This is a genomic window from Chelativorans composti, assembly GCF_039541695.1.
Classification (GTDB): Bacteria; Pseudomonadota; Alphaproteobacteria; order Rhizobiales; family Rhizobiaceae; genus Chelativorans; species Chelativorans composti.
This window is the reverse complement of record NZ_BAABGS010000019.1, coordinates 94,110-110,941: the sequence shown is the minus strand read 5'-3', so window position 1 is coordinate 110,941 and position 16,832 is coordinate 94,110. Positions and strand designations below refer to the sequence as shown.

Annotated in this window: 18 protein-coding genes and 1 pseudogene; 16 read left to right on the top strand and 3 right to left on the bottom strand. The window is 62.3% G+C overall.

Features of this window, described 5'->3' with window-relative positions; translation table 11 throughout:
• Nucleotides 1-97 precede the first annotated feature (97 nt).
• From ABD906_RS16100 to ABD906_RS07360, 10 genes and pseudogenes are all read left to right on the top strand, one after another.
• Complete coding sequence (locus ABD906_RS16100; RefSeq protein WP_425549982.1) at nt 98-220, top strand: hypothetical protein; 123 nt, start codon at nt 98-100, stop codon at nt 218-220.
• Complete coding sequence (sctO, locus tag ABD906_RS07400; protein ID WP_345098859.1) at nt 217-702, top strand: type III secretion system stalk subunit SctO; 486 nt, start codon at nt 217-219, stop codon at nt 700-702. Before ABD906_RS16100 ends, sctO begins: the two co-directional genes overlap by 4 nt.
• A gap of 101 nt (nt 703-803) precedes the next feature.
• Entirely contained in the window at nt 804-1,430 is a 627-nt protein-coding gene (locus ABD906_RS07395) for a hypothetical protein (protein ID WP_345098858.1), read from the top strand.
• Nucleotides 1,427-2,491, top strand: coding sequence for a FliM/FliN family flagellar motor switch protein (locus tag ABD906_RS07390; RefSeq protein WP_345098857.1), 1,065 nt, complete (start codon nt 1,427-1,429; stop codon nt 2,489-2,491). Before ABD906_RS07395 ends, ABD906_RS07390 begins: the two co-directional genes overlap by 4 nt.
• A gap of 26 nt (nt 2,492-2,517) precedes the next feature.
• A pseudogene (gene sctR / locus ABD906_RS07385) lies at nt 2,518-3,158 on the top strand (type III secretion system export apparatus subunit SctR).
• Entirely contained in the window at nt 3,155-3,436 is a 282-nt protein-coding gene (gene sctS / locus ABD906_RS07380; RefSeq protein ID WP_345098856.1) for a type III secretion system export apparatus subunit SctS, read from the top strand. Before sctR ends, sctS begins: the two are co-directional and overlap by 4 nt.
• Nucleotides 3,433-4,281, top strand: coding sequence for a type III secretion system export apparatus subunit SctT (sctT, locus tag ABD906_RS07375; RefSeq protein WP_345098855.1), 849 nt, complete (start codon nt 3,433-3,435; stop codon nt 4,279-4,281). Before sctS ends, sctT begins: the two co-directional genes overlap by 4 nt.
• Nucleotides 4,278-5,396, top strand: coding sequence for a type III secretion system export apparatus subunit SctU (sctU, locus tag ABD906_RS07370; RefSeq protein ID WP_345098854.1), 1,119 nt, complete (start codon nt 4,278-4,280; stop codon nt 5,394-5,396). The genes sctT and sctU overlap by 4 nt, the downstream gene beginning before the upstream one ends.
• A gap of 186 nt (nt 5,397-5,582) precedes the next feature.
• The gene (locus tag ABD906_RS07365; protein WP_345098853.1) at nt 5,583-6,224 is read left to right on the top strand and encodes a LysE family translocator; all 642 of its coding nucleotides are present in this window, start codon (nt 5,583-5,585) and stop codon (nt 6,222-6,224) included.
• Between the two features lie 7 nt (nt 6,225-6,231).
• A complete protein-coding gene (locus ABD906_RS07360; protein WP_345098852.1) occupies nt 6,232-7,167 on the top strand; it encodes an alpha/beta fold hydrolase in 936 nt (311 codons plus the stop codon).
• Nucleotides 7,168-7,190: 23 nt separating this feature from the next.
• On the opposite strand, the gene rlmN is transcribed toward ABD906_RS07360, so the two are convergent.
• Nucleotides 7,191-8,414, bottom strand: a complete 1,224-nt coding sequence (rlmN, locus tag ABD906_RS07355; RefSeq protein WP_345098851.1) for a dual-specificity RNA methyltransferase RlmN — start codon at nt 8,412-8,414, stop codon at nt 7,191-7,193.
• A gap of 521 nt (nt 8,415-8,935) precedes the next feature.
• Here rlmN and ABD906_RS07350 point away from each other — a divergent pair.
• The 6 genes from ABD906_RS07350 to ABD906_RS07325 all read left to right on the top strand — a co-directional run bounded on the left by ABD906_RS07350 (nt 8,936) and on the right by ABD906_RS07325 (nt 14,994).
• Entirely contained in the window at nt 8,936-9,343 is a 408-nt protein-coding gene (locus ABD906_RS07350; protein ID WP_345098850.1) for a hypothetical protein, read from the top strand.
• Between the two features lie 494 nt (nt 9,344-9,837).
• On the top strand, nt 9,838-10,806 hold the full coding sequence (locus ABD906_RS07345) for a metal ABC transporter solute-binding protein, Zn/Mn family (RefSeq protein ID WP_345098849.1): 969 nt from the start codon (nt 9,838-9,840) through the stop codon (nt 10,804-10,806).
• A gap of 177 nt (nt 10,807-10,983) precedes the next feature.
• Nucleotides 10,984-11,679: a metal ABC transporter ATP-binding protein gene (locus ABD906_RS07340; protein WP_345098848.1), complete on the top strand. Its 696-nt coding sequence runs from the start codon at nt 10,984-10,986 to the stop codon at nt 11,677-11,679.
• A 2-nt stretch (nt 11,680-11,681) separates the two neighbouring features.
• Nucleotides 11,682-12,680, top strand: coding sequence for a metal ABC transporter permease (locus tag ABD906_RS07335; RefSeq protein WP_345098847.1), 999 nt, complete (start codon nt 11,682-11,684; stop codon nt 12,678-12,680).
• A 10-nt stretch (nt 12,681-12,690) separates the two neighbouring features.
• The gene (locus ABD906_RS07330) at nt 12,691-13,617 is read left to right on the top strand and encodes a metal ABC transporter permease (protein WP_345098846.1); all 927 of its coding nucleotides are present in this window, start codon (nt 12,691-12,693) and stop codon (nt 13,615-13,617) included.
• Nucleotides 13,618-14,088: 471 nt separating this feature from the next.
• Entirely contained in the window at nt 14,089-14,994 is a 906-nt protein-coding gene (locus ABD906_RS07325) for a LysR family transcriptional regulator (protein WP_345098845.1), read from the top strand.
• A gap of 122 nt (nt 14,995-15,116) precedes the next feature.
• On the opposite strand, the gene ABD906_RS07320 is transcribed toward ABD906_RS07325, so the two are convergent.
• The gene (locus ABD906_RS07320) at nt 15,117-16,136 is read right to left on the bottom strand and encodes a LacI family DNA-binding transcriptional regulator (RefSeq protein WP_345098868.1); all 1,020 of its coding nucleotides are present in this window, start codon (nt 16,134-16,136) and stop codon (nt 15,117-15,119) included.
• Between the two features lie 136 nt (nt 16,137-16,272).
• Nucleotides 16,273-16,770 (bottom strand): MarR family winged helix-turn-helix transcriptional regulator, encoded by a 498-nt coding sequence (locus ABD906_RS07315; protein ID WP_345098844.1) that lies wholly within the window; start codon nt 16,768-16,770, stop codon nt 16,273-16,275.
• Between the last annotated feature and the right edge of the window lie 62 nt (nt 16,771-16,832).

Below are 16,832 nucleotides of genomic sequence, written 5' to 3'. Positions count from 1 at the left end.
GCGGGCGGCCCTGCAACCCCAACCAGCGATGCCGCCCGCGCTGGCGCCACGACCATCATTGCACTAACAATCAAATTGGACCCGTCCGTGGGGGCCGATCACGGACCTGGACCTGGCGCTTGAGAAGCGGCCGGAGATCAACCGCTTCCTGCAGCAGGACATGGACGAGAACGAAACCTTCGAGTCGACGCTCGAAAAGCTGAGGAGGCTGGCCGGATGAGTTCGGTTCTCCGCTCCCTTCTTTTCCTCAGGGAAGTGAAGCGGCAGGCCGCCTGGCTTGTCTTGCAGCGCAAGCGCCAGGAGCTTGAGCGCGCGGGACAGCGTCACCGTCAGGCGGAAGAAGCGTTGCTGCTTCTCCGGTCCCGCTACGGCGAGGAGGTCGACGCCTGCTACGCGCCTGTGATGGGGAAGATCACCGACCTCAATCGGCTGCAGGACATTGCGGCGATGGTTGCGGATCTCGATGGCCGCATCGAGCGACAGGTCGAAGACCTCCATGACGCCGCCGACCACCTGGCGGACCTGACGGAAGAGCATCGAGAGATGCTTCAATCCTTTATGGAACGTTCGAGGAAGGATGAGCAGTTCGCCGATGTTGTTCTGGAAATCGAGCGAGCGGCTCGCGCGAAGGCCGAGCGTCAGGCGGAGGCGTCCGTCGAGGAAATTGTTACTGGCATCAGGGAGCGGGAGCGAGTCGCATGATGCGCATAACGGGTATCGGGGGGAAACCGCCGGCAGAGGTTCGAAGGCCGGACGCATCCGCGCCGGCGACAGGACAGAAGATCCGCAAGAAGGCCGGGGGAATGCAGGAACGTGTTCCGGACAAGCCCGTTGCCGGACCGCCGCAGTCGGAGGGCGCAGCCAGCCTGTTTACGCTCAGGTTGCACCAGGCGCAGCACGGTAGGAAGCATGGGCCTGACCCGGCTGTCAAGCAACATGGGCGCGGGCAGGAACTGGCCGCTGGAGAAAGCCAGCCGGCTCTTCTCGTCTCCATCCACCCCTGGGGAGTGCAGGTTGCGCCTGCCGCGCACGCGGCGCATGCCCCGGTCGATGCGGGGCTTTCCGGAGCCCAAAGGGTGGAATGGGTGGATGGTCTTGTAACCCGGATCGACCAGGCGCTGATGGCCGCGCCGAGGACCGCGGATGGCTTCACCACCGTTGCAATTCAGCTTGCCTCGGATGGGGTGGAAGGACTTCGCGGCGTGGAATTGTTCATGTCGCCGATGGCGCTCGACATCGTTCTGTCCCGTTCCGAGGGGCAGGCGACGGCGGAATATCTTGCCGCGACGCAGGTTCTCGCGCAGCGCCTCCATGAGCGCTTTCCCACCCGGATCGTCCGCATCCATGAGGTGCTGGGTGAGAGGCCGAGATCGTCCGCCCCCATGGACGGAGTACGGAGTGAGCGGAGTAAGCGGGAAGGGGAGGCATGACGACCCTCTGGACACCGCCGCTGCTGTCCCTCGAACCCGATACTGCTTCCGGCTGGAACAGTGTCATCTCCTTCACCGGTGAGCCCATTCCTCTTGGCCCGGCTGGCGAGGAACTGACTTTCCGGCCCACCTCTGCCCCCGCGGCGGATGCGTTGGTCGCTCCCGTCAGGGCATCGGGTTTGGCGCGGCCGGTCCTTGTGCATTTCCGCGCCTTCCCGTTCGCGGACCTGTGCAGCGCTGATCTCACGCCGTCGGACCTGGAGCTGCTCCCGTCTGGCCTGCGCGATGCCCTTTACGAGGGCATGGTTGCCCATGTTTGGAGCCTGCTCGCACCGGATGCCGTCTGGAGTCCTTCGGTCGGCGATACTGCACCGCTTGAGGCATGCGCGGGCCGACCGGCGCCCGACGACCAGTGGCTCGAGCTCGCCGTTGGCCGGGAGGGCAACCGGCCATTCCGGCTTGTCGTCGGGATCTCCATGGGAGACCTGCTTCGTGTCTTGAAGCTGAAGCCATTTACTGGGCCGGGGGCTGCCGGCGTTCCGTTCTCGGCAGCCATTTCTGCCGCCGCTGATTTCACTATTGGCACGCTCATCGTCACCTATGGGCAGTTGGCGTCCGTTGGTCCCGGCAGCATCGTCGTCATGGCGCGCCAGGATGCTGGGACATGTCTCGTGCGCGTCGGCGAAACGCTCTGCACCCTTGTCGCCACCGACGAAGGATGGTGCTGCGCGAGTCTCGAGCCGCTGCCGCAAGTCACCTCGGGGGGCGGCAGGTTCTGGAGCCACCACGGTCAAACCATGCCCGACGACAGGGACAAGACAGGACGGCGCGCATCGCTGCAGGAGCTGCGATGCACGCTCACCTTCGAGATCGGCCGCAGAAGCATCACGCTCGCTGAACTGGCGCACTGGCGGGAGGGCGCGCTGGTCGAGCTTGACCCGCCGGAACTGGCGGACGGCATGGAAGTCACCATCCGGGCGAACGGTGACGTCATCGGCTCAGGCGACCTCGTTCGCAACGATGACCGCATCGCCGTCCGGGTGACCTGGCTGGCACTGTGATGATTCCGGGCGTTTGAGGCCAGTCCATGATTGATCCGCTTGATCTCATCGTCATCATGTCGGCGGCGGCGCTGTTCCCCTTCCTTGCGGTGGTGGCCACCAGCTTCGTCAAGCTGTCGGTGGTCTTCTTCCTTGTCCGTCACGCCATCGGTGTCCAGAACATTCCGCCCAACATGGCGCTGAACGCCCTGGCCATCATCCTGTCGGCTACATCATGGCTCCGGTGGTGGCGCAGACCTATGACATCCTCGCGGCCGGCCATTATCAGTTGGACACGGTCGAGGGGCTGCGCGCTGCCTACGAGGCTGCCCGCAAGCCCATGGTCGACTTCCTGACCCGACACGCGGCGGAACGCGAGAAGCACTTCTTCCTTGAGGCCGCGCGGGAGCTGTGGCCGAAGGACATGTCGGCATCGCTCGACACGGAAAGCCTTGCCGTGGTGCTTCCGTCCTTCACGGTGACACAGCTGAGGGAAGCGTTCGAGATAGGCTTCCTTCTCTACCTGCCGTTCATCGTCATTGATCTCGTGGTCTCCAACATTCTGCTGGCCATGGGCATGATGATGGTAAGCCCCCTGACCATCTCGCTGCCGTTCAAGCTGTTTCTCTTCGTCATGGTCGATGGCTGGTCGCGTCTCATCCTGGGCCTGGTGAAGAGTTATGCGTGAGGCCAGTTCCCGTGTCGCCTGACATCGCCCTCCAGCAGCTCACCGAAGCCATGCTTCTGGTCATGGTCCTGTCGTTGCCGCCGATAATTGCCGCCTCGGTGGTCGGCATCCTGGTGAGCCTGCTTCAGGCGCTCACCCAGTTGCAGGAACAGACGGTGGCCTTCGCGGTGAAGCTCATTGCCGTCGGCCTGACGCTCGCTCTGATGGCGGGCATGCTGGGCACCGAGATCGTCAACTTCGCCCTGAAGCTCTTCAACGATTTCCCGGCGATGATATGAAGGAACTCCTCGCCATCGCCCGTGTCTATCTCGACCTTTTCGAGCGCGAATTCACGGCGCTGATACTCACGCTGCCGCGCATCTACATCTTCTTCGTCGTGTCGCAGGTAATGGGCATGCAGGCGGTTTCCCGTCTGGTTCGCAATACGGTGGTGATTGTGCTGGCGGCCTTCGCGGCGCCTATAAACCTGGGGGCGCTCGGGAGTTTCGACGGCACCGTCGTCTCCTATGCGTTCCACTTTCTCAAGGAAGCGCTGATCGGCATCCTGCTCGGATATCTGGTGGGCTGGATCTACTGGGCCGTGCAGTCCGCCGGCACCTTCATAGACAACCAGCGAGGTTCGGCCCTTGCCGGTTCGGTCGACCCGCTGCACGGCCACGAGACGACGCCCTTCGGCATACTCTTCTCCCAGGCGTTCCTGACCTACACGTTCATCACCGGGGCGGTGCTCCACATCGTCATGCTGTTGTTCCTGTCCTTCGTGCTTTGGCCGGCCGGCAGCCCGATCCCCGAACCCGCGGCGGCCTTTGCCCCGCTGATGCTGGCTATCGCCGACAATGGCATGCGCCTCATCGTGATCATCGGCATGCCTGTCGTGGCTCCGATGTTTCTGGCTGAGTTTGCAATCGCCCTGGTAAGCCGCTTCGCGCCTCAGGTGCAGGTGTTCATCCTCGCCATGCCGATCAAGAGCGCGCTGGCCGTCCTGGTTCTGCTGTTCTACTTCTCCCGGCTGCTGCCCTATGCCACCGGCGCGCTGATGGAGATGGATGGCACCTTCGCCGGACTTTTTGAGCTCCTGGGCATCAGCGGTTCCGCAGGCGTCCCGGGGGGTGTGCCGCGATGAGCCGCCAGTCGGAGAAGACCGAACAGCCGACACCGAAACGCCTGCGTGACGCGCGCCAGAAGGGGCAGGTTGCGCGCAGCCAGGAGCTGGTAACGTCCATTTCGCTGTTCGCCATCATAGGCACGCTGTGGTTCGGGTGGTCCGCCTTCTACTCCCGCCTTGTACTTCTGTTCGACGGGGTGGCTGCCCACGCGGCGGATTTTTCCGACCACCGTCTGATGGCGGCGCTGTACGAGGTGGCCTGGCTGGCGATCGTCATGGTGTTTCCTGTTCTGGCGGCAACCGTCCTTGCCGGGCTGCTCGCGAACTTCCTGCAGGTGGGGGCTCTGTTCACCGCCGAAGCCGTCAAGCCCAAGGGGGAGCGCATCAACCCGGCCACCGGCCTCCGCCGCATCTTCTCGCGCCGTCAGCTCACGGAACTGTTGAAGTCCGTGCTCAAGATCTGCTTCTTGTCGCTGCTGCTGTTCCTGGTCATCCGCGAGGCGATCAACCCGTTCATGAGCTCGCTTTTCTGCGGCCTGCTCTGCCAGACGGGCATAGCCCTTTCGGCCCTCGCGCATGTTCTCGTCTGGTCCGCCCTGGCATTTGGAGCGGTTGCCGTCGCCGATCTCGTCTACCAGAGACGGGCCCATATCCGCAGCTTGATGATGACGCGCGAGGAGGTGAAGCGCGAGTTCAAGGAGATGGAGGGTGATCCCCATATCAAGAGCAAGCGCCGGCAACTTGCGCAGGAGCTGGCGATGGAGGACCGCGGGCAGGCGGCGCGCAAGGCCACCGCCATCGTCATCAACCCGACCCATCTCGCCGTAGCCATCTACTATTCGCCGGAAAAGGTGCCCGTCCCGGTGGTCACCGCAAAGGGGCGCAACAAGGAGGCCTATCACATGATCGGCCAGGCGGAGGAAACCGGCGTCCCCATCTTCCGCAGTGTGGAGCTTGCCCGATCCCTCTATGCCGACGTGGATCTCTATCAGCCCGTTCCGGAGGAACTGTTCGACGCGGTGGCCGAAATCCTGGCCTGGGTGGCCGATCACCGAGATGCGCTTTATGCAGGCCGGCTCGAACACGGCGTCATCGACGTGGAGGATCTGCGCTCCCGGCGCCAGGCTGGATGAGCGACTGGGGTGGCTCGAGCCCGGCCCGCCGCCCGCACCCGGTGAAGGTTTCCGCGCGCGGCATGGAAACGCGTGGGAAGCCAGTGCAGGCAGGAAAACGGGTGGCGCGAATTTCGCATTCCGCGCAAACCGGAAATGATCTAAAGACAGACCGCTGCGCCTGAGCCGCATGTTCCGGGGGATTTGATGTCTTTCGTTCCTGACTTCAGCACGATTGTCCAGTTTGCCATCGCGACCTTCATCATCACGATCACGCCCGGACCCGACATGACCCTGTTCCTCGGGCGCGCCCTGTCGCAGGGCAAATGGGCAGGAATTGCCTGCATGAGCGGCGCCATGACCGGCATCGTGATCCACACGACGCTGGTCGCGGTGGGCCTGTCGGCTCTGCTCGTCGCATCTCCCACGGCCTTCTGGACTCTGAAGATCGGCGGCGCCGGCTACCTCGTGTGGCTTGCCATACAGGCCGTCCGCCACGGCTCGGCTTTCAACCCCGATTCCAGCCAGACAGCGCCCGCATCCTTTGCGAAGAACTGGGCCACGGGCCTTGGCATCAACCTGCTGAACCCGAAGATCATCCTCTTCTTCATGACCTTCCTGCCGCAGTTCGTGACCCCCGGCGATCCGAATGCCCCGGGGCAGCTCTTCTTTCTCGGCATGATGTTCATCGTGGAGGCGTTGCCGTTCACCGTCGCCATGATCCTTGTGGCTGACAGTCTGGCGAGCCTCCTGCGTCGCAGCCAGGTGGTGACGAGGGTTGTGGACTATCTCTTCGCGGGCGTATTCTCTGCATTTGCGGTCAAGATCCTGACGACGCAGGCAAGATGAGGCACGCATGACGGAGTCGCCGAGGAAGAGCCACCTGGTTCTGCCGGACGGCCGGCAGCTGGCGCGGTCCGAATGGGGCCCTGAGCATGGCGCGCCCGTCCTCTTCTGTACCGGCGCCGGAATGAGCGGCTCCCTGGGCTTCGGCGTGGAGCACCTCGATAGTCTCGGCGTCCGGCTGATTGCCATCGACCGCCCCGGGCTCGGCCGTTCTTCACATGATCCGGAAAAGTCTCTCTCTAGCTGGGCTTCGGATGTCGAAACCCTGATCGCCAAACTTGGGCTTGCCGATCCTGGCGCGGTAGGCTTTTCGCAGGGAGGACCCTTCGCCCTTGCGCTTGCCGCAAGGGGCCTTGTGAAAGCCGTCGCGCTTGTCTCAGCCCAGAACGACCTGGGCCATCCGGCTATCAGATCCCTCTTGCCTGAACAGGTCGCCGGAATGGTGGACGCTGCCCGCACTGATCCGGGCGGGTTCGAGGCACAGATGGCGCGCATGGCCACGGACGAGTTTCTCTGGACCCTGATCCGCGACATGAGCGCGCCGTGCGACAGGGAGATCTATGAATCTCCGGATTTTGCCCCGCAGTATCGGACCTCGCTCCAGGAAGGCTTCGCGCAGGGAGCCGCCGGCTACGCGCGCGACCTCGTCATTGCGCTCAACGAATGGCCGTTCGCACTGGAGGAAATCGCCACGCCCGTGGACCTCTGGTACGGAGCGCTGGATACGAGCCCTGTCCATTCGCCCGATTTTGGCCGGACGCTCGCGTCCCGCCTGCCGGCCGCGTCCCTGACCGTAGACCCGGATCGTGGCAGCTCCCTGCTCTGGACCCGGTCGCGGAAATCCTGGAGAAACTCCTGGCGCACAGATAGGGGCCTGAAAAGGGGTAAGCTCTCCGTCCTGAACCCCGATAGCAATAAGGCCGGGTGTTCCTGCCCGGCCCTATAGGTTGTTGCGGCTCTTGCCCGTCCTTACTCGCCGTGTCCCGCGATCATCATCGCTTCGAGCTGCAGGCGGTCGGACTTGCGCATGCGCTCCGACTGCGACTTTAGCTGGCCGCAGGCGGCGAGAATGTCGCGTCCGCGCGGCGTGCGGATCGGCGAGGCATAGCCCGCGCGGTTAATGAAGTCCGCGAACTTCTCGATCTGCTCCCAGTCCGAACACTCATACTTGCTGCCCGGCCACGGGTTGAACGGAATGAGGTTGATCTTGGCCGGAATGCCCTTGAGCAGCCGTACCAGCTCGCGCGCATCATCCAGCGAGTCGTTCACGCCCTTGAGCATCACGTACTCGAAGGTGATGCGCTTGGCGTTGGAAAGCCCCGGGTAGTTGCGGCAAGCCTCCATCAGCTCGGCCAGCGGATACTTCTTGTTGATGGGCACCAGTTCGTTGCGCAGCTCGTCGCGCACCGCGTGCAGCGAGATCGCGAGCATTACGCCGATCTCTTTGCCGGTCCGGTAGATTTCGGGGACCACGCCGGAGGTGGACAGGGTGATGCGCCGCTTGGACAGCGACAGGCCGTCGCCGTCGGAGGCGATGAGCAGGGCCTTCTTCACGTTCTCGAAATTGTAGAGTGGCTCGCCCATGCCCATCATCACGATGTTCGTGACCTTGCGGCCCTCGGCCGGGACGATCGCGCCGTCGGGTGTGTCCGCATCGGGGAAATCGCCCAGCCGGTCGCGCGCCATGAGCAGCTGTTCGAGGATTTCGCCCGCCGTCAGGTTGCGCACCATGCGCTGCGTGCCGGTATGGCAGAACGAGCAGGTGAGCGTGCAGCCGACCTGGCTCGAAATGCAAAGCGTGCCGCGTCCTTCCTCGGGAATGTAGACCGTCTCCACCTCGACCGGCCGGCCGGCGCCGCGCGCCGGAAAGCGCAGCAGCCACTTGCGGGTGCCGTCCGTGGAAATCAGCTCCTCGACGATCTCCGGCCGCGTGATCGAGTAATGTTCCTCTAGCTTGGCCCGCAGGTCCTTGGAGACATTCGACATCTGGGCGAAACTCGAGATGCCGCGCACATAAAGCCAGTGCCACAGCTGGCGCACGCGCATGCCGATCTGCCGTTCGGGCACGCCGATGGCGGCCAGCTCCGCGGCTAGCTCTTCACGGGTGAGGCCGATCAGCGACTTCTTCTCGACGGCGGTCTGGCTCGGCCGCGGACGGCTTTCTGGGTTCAGCGTATCAATCGTCAGGGTCATCTGATGCACAAACAGCGTTTGGGGCGTCTCTCACGCCCACATAGTACATTCTGCAGACAAGTGCTAATCCACTCGGTCTCGCACAATGCGGCCAAACACGAACTCGAACGCGCGCCATTCTGGCTCTGAGGGCGCACAAAGAGTTTCTTCGTGGCGCGCTCATAACACAGAACCTTTCTGCCGTCACCTCCCGCCCTCAGCCAAAATGGTTGGGCCGGCTACGCCCTATGGACGATCCGTTCGGGCCGTTGTCTCCGTGCGGGAACATTGTCATGTTCATGGAACGGGCGTATCTTCCGCCGCGATCAGAAGGACGGAGACTGCGGCGTAGGAGGTGACGCCGCCCGTATCGCCGGGAATTCCGGCTTTCCCCGACGAAAACCATGGTTGGCAAAGGCTTGTTCCGGACGGTGCGCGTCCGGCCTGAGCCTGTTGGCGCATGGACGGATCTGCGGCAGGCCGGGCGCTTTCCGGCGCTCCTCTTTCTGGGCAAGTCACCGGTGCAACACGAGGAGGACCCGATGCCGAATATCGCGCACCTGTATTTCCGGACTGCAATCGTATTTCTGCTGCTCGGCGTGGCGATGGGACTGCACATGGCCATGTCCGGCCAGCACAATGTCATTGGCCCGCACGCGCACACCAACCTTCTCGGCTGGGTCACGATGGCGCTGTTCGGCGGATATTACGCGCTGAACCCCGCCAAGGCCGAAAGCCGCTTCGCCGGCATTCAGTACATGACCTATGCAACCGGCGTGGCGCTCATGACCGTGTCCCTTTACCTGCTCTATCGTGGCTACGCGTCGCTGGAGCCTGTGGTCGCGGTGAGTTCCCTGATCGTCTTGGCGGGCATCGTGATGTTTGCGGTGATCGTGTTCGGCCGCGAGCCGGTTGCGAATCCTGTTCGTGGCGAGGCTCTCCGGCACTGACCTGCCCGGTTCCGTTGAAAAAGAGGGTGGAGCCGGAAACCGGTTCCACCCGCTCAAGTGACAGGTGCTGAAAATCGAGGTCAAGAATGCAACTGGCGAGGGAGTTGCCAGTGATTGAAAAATCTTGGCTTGTGACAAGAAGCTTCACGCGCCAAGGAATAAATTGCTTGGTGATGTAAATCAAAGCAACTATGGGTTTACATTATTCGTTAGTTATTGGTGATTTTGTGACAAAAGGCGATGAAATTTATTTGATTTAACGTTACAATACATCTCTGTTGCGGTTTTGTTTACTGTTATCTTTATAATGAATTATAATTAATTTTGTGATTCAACTGATCGTGGCGCTTCTCTGGCTGAGGTGGCCGGGCTGCTCGGCACATCGCACAGGAGCAGCTGAAGCGCAGCTAGTTGCAAATGAGTTGCAATTGCATTATAGGAATGAAAGGTTTGTCATTGTGGGGAATTGTGTGAACACCTTTGGAAGGGAACGCATGAAGGATTGGACCAGGCGGTCTGTTCTCCTGGGCCTCGGTGGCTCGGTGATCGCGGCCGCGGTGCCTGCGCGGGCTTCGGATGGACCTCTCAAGGTTGTTGCGACAACGGGAATGATTGCGGACGCCGCCCGAACAGTGGGCGGGGAGTTCGTGAACGTGACGGCCCTGATGGGCCCCGGTGTGGATCCTCACAGTTACCGGCAGACGCGGTCCGACATTCTGGCCATGACACGGGCGGACCTGACGCTTTACCACGGCCTCTATCTTGAAGCGCAGATGGAGGAGTTTCTGGATACCCTGGCGGAAGAGCGCCGCGTCGTTGCCGTCGCAGAGTCCATCCCGTCCGACCGGCTGATCGCCCATGACGAGTACAAGAATCAGTTTGATCCGCATGTCTGGATGGACCCCGAGCTCTGGATCATTGTGGTGGAAGCGGTGCGCGATGCCTTGATCAGCATCGTGCCGCAACTCGAGATCGACTTCAGGGCAAACGCCAGTGCCCACATCGCAGAGATCCGCGAGCTCCACGATTACTCGAAGGCGGTGCTGTCGTCGGTTCCCGAGTCCTCCAGGACCCTGGTCACGTCCCACGATGCCTTCAGCTATTTCGGCCGCGCCTACGGTTACGAAGTTATGGGTGTGCAGGGCATATCGACCCAGAGCGAGGCCGGCCTCACGCGCGTTGCGGATCTTGTTTCGCTCCTGGTCGAGCGGGATATTTCCGCTATCTTCGTGGAATCCTCGGTGTCGGATCGCAACATCAAGGCCCTGATCGAGGGAGCTGCGGCCCGAAACCACAAGGTTCACATTGGCGGGCATCTGTTCTCCGATGCGATGGGGCCCGAGGGAACCTACGAAGGCACCTATATCGGCATGATTGACCACAACGTGACGACCATCGCGAATGCTCTCGGCGGCGAGGCGCCGGAGCGGGGCATGCGAGGGCTCTTGTCACTGAACTTGTAACGGTTCCGACCCCGGCCGCAGTGGTTGCCGTTCTTCTGCTGGCGGGCCGCAACAGAATGAGACACGTGAATGGATCAGCTTGCTTTTGGACAAAATTATTGCGTCGACCAGAATCTGCGATCCAGTGACTGTGCGCTCGAAATTTCCGGTCTGTCGGTAACCTATGGGGAGAGGCCGGTGCTGATTGATATCGGTGCCCAGGTGCCCGTCGGCTCGATGACGGCAATCATCGGGCCGAACGGTGCCGGCAAGTCGACGCTGATGAAGTCGAGCCTGGGAATCGTTCCCCGCAGCGCAGGCGAGGTGAGGGCCTTCGGTGAGCCGCTTTCCCGGCAGATGCACAGGCTTGCCTACGTTCCCCAGCGCGCGTCCGTGGACTGGGATTTCCCGACCCGCGTGATCGATGTCGTCCTGATGGGCATGTACCGGGAGCTTGGCATGTTCGGGCGCGTCCGCCCGCAGCACCGGGAAAAGGCGATGGCCTGTCTCGACCGTGTCGGAATGGCTGATTACGCCGCCCGGCAGATCGGCCAGCTATCTGGCGGCCAGCAGCAGCGCGTGTTTCTGGCCCGCGCGCTGGCGCAATCGGCTGACCTCTATCTCCTCGATGAGCCGCTCGCCGGTGTGGATGCGGCGACGGAAAAGGCCATCATCGGCGTGCTGAAGTCGCTTCAGGCGGAGGGTCGCACGGTCATCTGCGTGCACCACGATCTGTCCACCGTACCGGACTATTTCGACCGCGTCCTTTTCATCAATGTCCGCAAGATTGCCGAAGGCCCACTGGAGACCGCGTTCACGCCGGAAAATCTCCAGCTCACCTATGGCGGACGCCTGGCGACGGCACACATCAACCGGCTGCGGACGGCGGTGTGACCATGTGGGACGCGTTTCTGAAGGCTTTGCTGTTTCAGTCCGGGTATAACGCCTCGCTGGTTGCGATCGGCGCGGCGCTGCTGGGGGCTGCGGCCGGCAGTTGCGGCACGTTCCTCTTTCTGCGCAAGCGGGCGCTGGTGAGCGATGCTTTGGCGCATTCGACCCTGCCCGGTATCTGCGTTGCCTTCATTGTCATGGTGCTGCTGGGCGGCACCGGCCGTAATCTGGCGGGCCTGCTGCTCGGCTCTGCTGCGTCGGCAGGGCTGGGGGTCTTCGTCGTCCACTGGCTTTCCACCCGCACTCGGCTTCCCGAGGACGCCGCCATAGGCGCAATCCTCTCGACCTTCTTCGGGTTTGGTGTCGTGCTGCTCACGGTCATCCAGTCCATGCGCAGCGGATATCAGGCCGGACTTGAGAGCTTCCTGCTCGGCTCCACGGCCGGCATGTTGTTCGAGGACGCGTTGCTGATCGCCGTTGGCGGTGCGCTCGCGGTTCTGTTTGTCCTGCTGTTCCGGCGTCCTCTCGCCCTGACCTCCTTCGATCCCGAATTCGCGTCAACGGTCGGCGTGAGGGTAGGGGCAATGGATCTTGCCATGATGCTTCTGGCCATGGGGGTGGTGGTCATTGGCCTCAAGATCGTGGGTCTCGTGCTGATCGTGGCGCTGCTGGTCATTCCGCCGGTCGCCGCGCGCTTCTGGACGGACCGTGTAGAGTTCGTGATGCTGCTGGCGGGAATCTTCGGCGGCCTCTCCGGATATCTTGGCGCCGCCATCTCCGCCTCTGCTCCGCGCATGCCCACGGGCCCGATCATCATCCTGGTTGGGGCTGCAATTTTTGTGCTGTCCCTGGTTCTGTCGCCCCGCCGTGGACTGGTGGTGGAGCTGCGACGCCGCCGGCGGGCCCAGGCGCGGTTGCTTGCCGGATGGCCGGTTGATCCGCAGCCGGATGCGGCTTCTGCGCCCCAGGCTTGTGTGCGCGGTCATCTGGACCCGTCGCGATAGGAGGAGTGGAATGGGAGCCGAATTCGTCCAGCTCAGCCTTACACCGCTTCTCATTGCCGTTCTTGCTGCTGTGGCATGCGCCCTGCCGGGCAATTTCCTCTTGCTGCGCCGGCAGGCGCTGGTCGGCGATGCGATCAGCCATGTGGTTCTTCCCGGCATCGTGCTCGCCTTCTTGATATCGGGCACGCTGGCGACCGGGCCCGTCCTGCTTGGAGCGATGGCCGCGGCCGTTTTCGCCGCTGTCCTCATTGAGCTGGTCAAGCGGGTTGGCAAGGTGGAGCCTGGCGCTGCCATGGGAGTGGTGTTCTCGAGCCTCTTCGCGGCCGGTGTCCTGCTTCTCGAGCAAACCGACACCAGCGGCGTTCATCTGGATGTCGAGCATGCCCTTTACGGCAATCTCGAAAGCCTGATCTGGCTGGCGGCGGATGGATGGCATTCGCTGCTCGATCCCGCCGCCCTGAAGCGCATGCCGACCGAGCTTTTCCGTATGGGAGCCGTTGCGATCCTGATTGCCGTGCTGACGGTTCTCTTCTGGCGTCCGCTCAAGCTCTCGACCTTTGACGAGGGTTTCGCCCGCACCGTCGGCGTGCCAACGCTGCTTGTGAGTTTCGCGCTGGTCGTCGTCACGGCAATCGCCGTGGTCGCGGCATTCGATGCCGTCGGCTCGATCATCGTGATTGCGATGCTGATTTGTCCGCCCGCCGCCGCGCGCCTCATGACCAACCGTCTCGAGGTTCAGGTGGTGTGGAGCGTCGTGTTTGCGATCTTGTCAGCCGTGGGCGGCTATGTCCTTGGCGGCTACGGCCCGCTCTGGCTGGGCTCCGAATATGCGGTAAGTGCCGCCGGGATGATCGCTACCGTTTCCGGCGTCATTCTCCTGTGCGCCGCTCTGTGGGGACCGTGCCGGAAGCGCATCGGCGAACCGGTCGCCTCCTGATAATTTTCCACCTCTGATTGTACACACTTGTCAGTTCGCCTGCCCGTTTAGCGTGTATATGCTGGATATCCACAGGCATTATGCGTAATGATTTCATGCGGTTAGCCTGTTCTCTATCCCTCATGATGAAAATTTTCGATAAACGGTAACTCGTTTAAGTTGTAATCGTACAACTTTGGCATTAAACCTAATGTTGTCCTGATGGACGGGTGGGGGAGTTACTCAGCGTTATTTGTCCAGTTAGTTGCTGTAGCTCGTAACCGGTGTTCGGTTGGGATTTCGGGCGCTTGGCCTTTTTCCAAGTCGTGCCGGGACGGTTTCCCACATTGGCGTAAGGCATTTGGCGGTCAGGTCCGGGGAAGGTGCTTCTCCGGCGACGGAAATCCTATGCCTGAAGAGATGCGGGTCAGTTCATAGCAGGGGGCGTATCCAAAGGCGATGCCATAAACGGTAAACAGAAGGTGCAGGACGATGAGCTCACAGAAGCAGGAAGGTCTTTCATTTGCCACTTTGCGCGCTGCCGAGGCGGTCATCGAGACGAAGAGTCTGACCGGAGCGGCGTTGAAGCTTGGTATCAGCCAGCCGGCGATCAGTATGCATCTTGGCAGGCTCGAGCGTACGATTGGCACGTCGCTGATCAAGAAGGTTGGCAACAAGATCATCATCAAGGAGGAGATCTCCCGGCTGATCCGGCAGATGCTTGACCTCGAGCGCCGCCTGAAAACCGTTGGTTACGAGAAGAACATCTCCAAGCTGAAGGTTGGAATTTGCACCTATTGCGCTCCGCTTCTGCTGGAAAGGGTAGGCGCCCTGGGCAAGCTGAAGGAGACGCTGGCCTGGCGGATCGCCGATTCCCGCCGCCTTGAGGAAATGTATGAGCAGGGGGAGCTGGATGCCGTTTTCCGCGCCCTGTATCCCTCGGAGATCGCGCCCGACCTTTCGACGGAGTTTCCCCTTCGCTGGATCGGCGAGAAGCAGCTTCTGGATTTCACGAAGCATGATGGCCACGGGATCGAGGTTGTTCTGCCATCCTCCCATACGCCGCTTGGCGCCGTGGCGAGGGATTGGCTGCGCCGGCACGAGATTGCTTACGATGTGGTGGGCGAGGTGGACGACATCATGACCGCCATACGGTTGGTCACCAGCGGCATAGCTCTCTCACCGTTGCCGGCCTATGTACACGACAATTCGGTCACCGAATTGAACGGTTGCACGCAGGTGATGCCGGGCCAGATCGAGGCGCGTTACGGGATGTTCTTCGATGAGCGCCGCTTCAACCTGCGCGCAGCGCTCGACATTTTCGAGCTGCTCCAGGGAGAGATGCGGCGGCTTCCCGCCCCCATAGAAGTGGGGGCACGGGCAAGCCTGGCCCAATAGGCGCACCGAGCGGACGAGCGGCGACGGACGCGAGCTCATAGCCGCTCCTCATCCGGCGCTGTCGGTTGGGTGGTTGAGGAGTTCGGATGAACCGTTTCCGGCCCGAGAACGTCCAGCCGTGATCACCGCTCAACCGGCCGTCCGGTCGACTGTCGCACGTGCAGTTCCGGTTTGATCAGCTCCTGCGTCGGCGCCACCTCGGCGCCGTTCAGGCGGTCGAGAAGCACCCGGGCGGCGCGACGTCCCACCTCTCGCTGCCCGTTCCAGACGGTCGTGAGCGCCGGTGTGGCGATCGCCGCTTCCTCGAGGTCGTCGTAGCCTGTGACCGAGATGTCGCGCCCGGGGACGAGTCCCGCGCGGGCGATGCCGTTCATGAGCCCGATGGCCACCAGATCGCTCCAGCACACGGCCGCTGTCGGCTTGTCCTTCAGGGCCAGGAAGGCGCCGGCGATCTCGAAACCGGCTTGCTTGGTGCGCGGTCCCGGAAAGCGCCATTCAGGCTTGACCTCGAGGCCGGCGGCCTGCATGGCGGCGACGTAGCCGCGGTAGCGTTCGCGGCCGGTGGATGTGTGATCGGTACCACCGATCATGGCGATGCGGGTGTGGCCGAGCGAGATGAGGTGATTGGTCGCCAGGCTGATGCCGTAGGCGTCATCGCCGCGGAAGACGGGCACGTTCGCACCTTCCACGGAACGGGCGATGAGAACGGTCGGCAAGCCGTTCTCCTCTGCCATGCGGATGTCTTCCGCCGGCGTGCCGATCGCCGGGCTCATGATCACGCCATCGGCGCCGAGCTGCAGCAGCGTGTCGATGAAGGTGCGCTGCTTTTCCAGCTGGTCGTAGTGGTTGGAGAGCAGGAAAGTCTGCCGCGAGCGGTCGAGTTCGCTTTCGATGGACCGGAGGATTTCGGCATAGAACGGGTTCATGATGTCGTGAACCACGACACCGATGATTCCGGACCGGGAGGTCCTCAGGCTCGCCGCCCGCCGGTTATAGATGTATCCGATCGTGCGTGCGTATTCCTTGATGCGCTGCCTGGTGGTGTCGGCGACAAGAGGACTGTCGCGCAAAGCCAGGGAAACCGTTGCGGTCGAAACTCCCAGCGCATCAGCAATGGTCGAAAGCTTGATCTTCTGCGCCAGAACGCCCCTCCTGCCGGTAGCCGGTCACGTTTAAAGAGTTTAAGAGGCGAATTACCGCAGGGAGGCGTTTGAGGTCAAAACCTTTTTTGTATAGGTGGCTCGCGGCTGCGTCGCTAGCGGTCGCGGGCGGCGGCGGTCAGGCCGAACTCGATCGTGCGAGGCTGGAGCCGGGCTCCGGTGCGTTCGTCTGCTTCTTCTTTGGCGTCCTGCCAGGCGTCAGGTTCTGGGAAATCTGCTCGAGCAGCCGGCGCAGGGTCTTCAGATCTTCCTTGTCGATGCCGTCCAGCGCCTGCGCTTCGACTTTTCGCAGGGAGTTCTCGATCTCGTGGATGGTCTGCTCGCCGAGCGGCGTGAGAAAAATGTGGGTACGCCGCGCGTCCTCTTCCGAGGAGCGCTTTTCCAGGAAGCCCTGCGCCATGAGCCGGTTGATCGTCTTGGTCACCGTCGGCGGTTTGACACGCAGCTTCTGGGCCAGCGCTCCGGGCGTCTGTCCGTCTTCCTGTGCGAGCGCCAGGATGATCTTGTCCTGGCCGGCGTAAAGGCCAACCTCAAGCAGGCGCTTGGCCGATACCGTCCGGACCAGTCGAGCCACCGATTGCAGCATCGTCAGGACGACGCTTCTGTTGCTGGTCATCAATTATCCTTTTGCGATCCGATGAAGTTCGCTGTTAAAGGGAAACTATGGCAGCAAGGCGT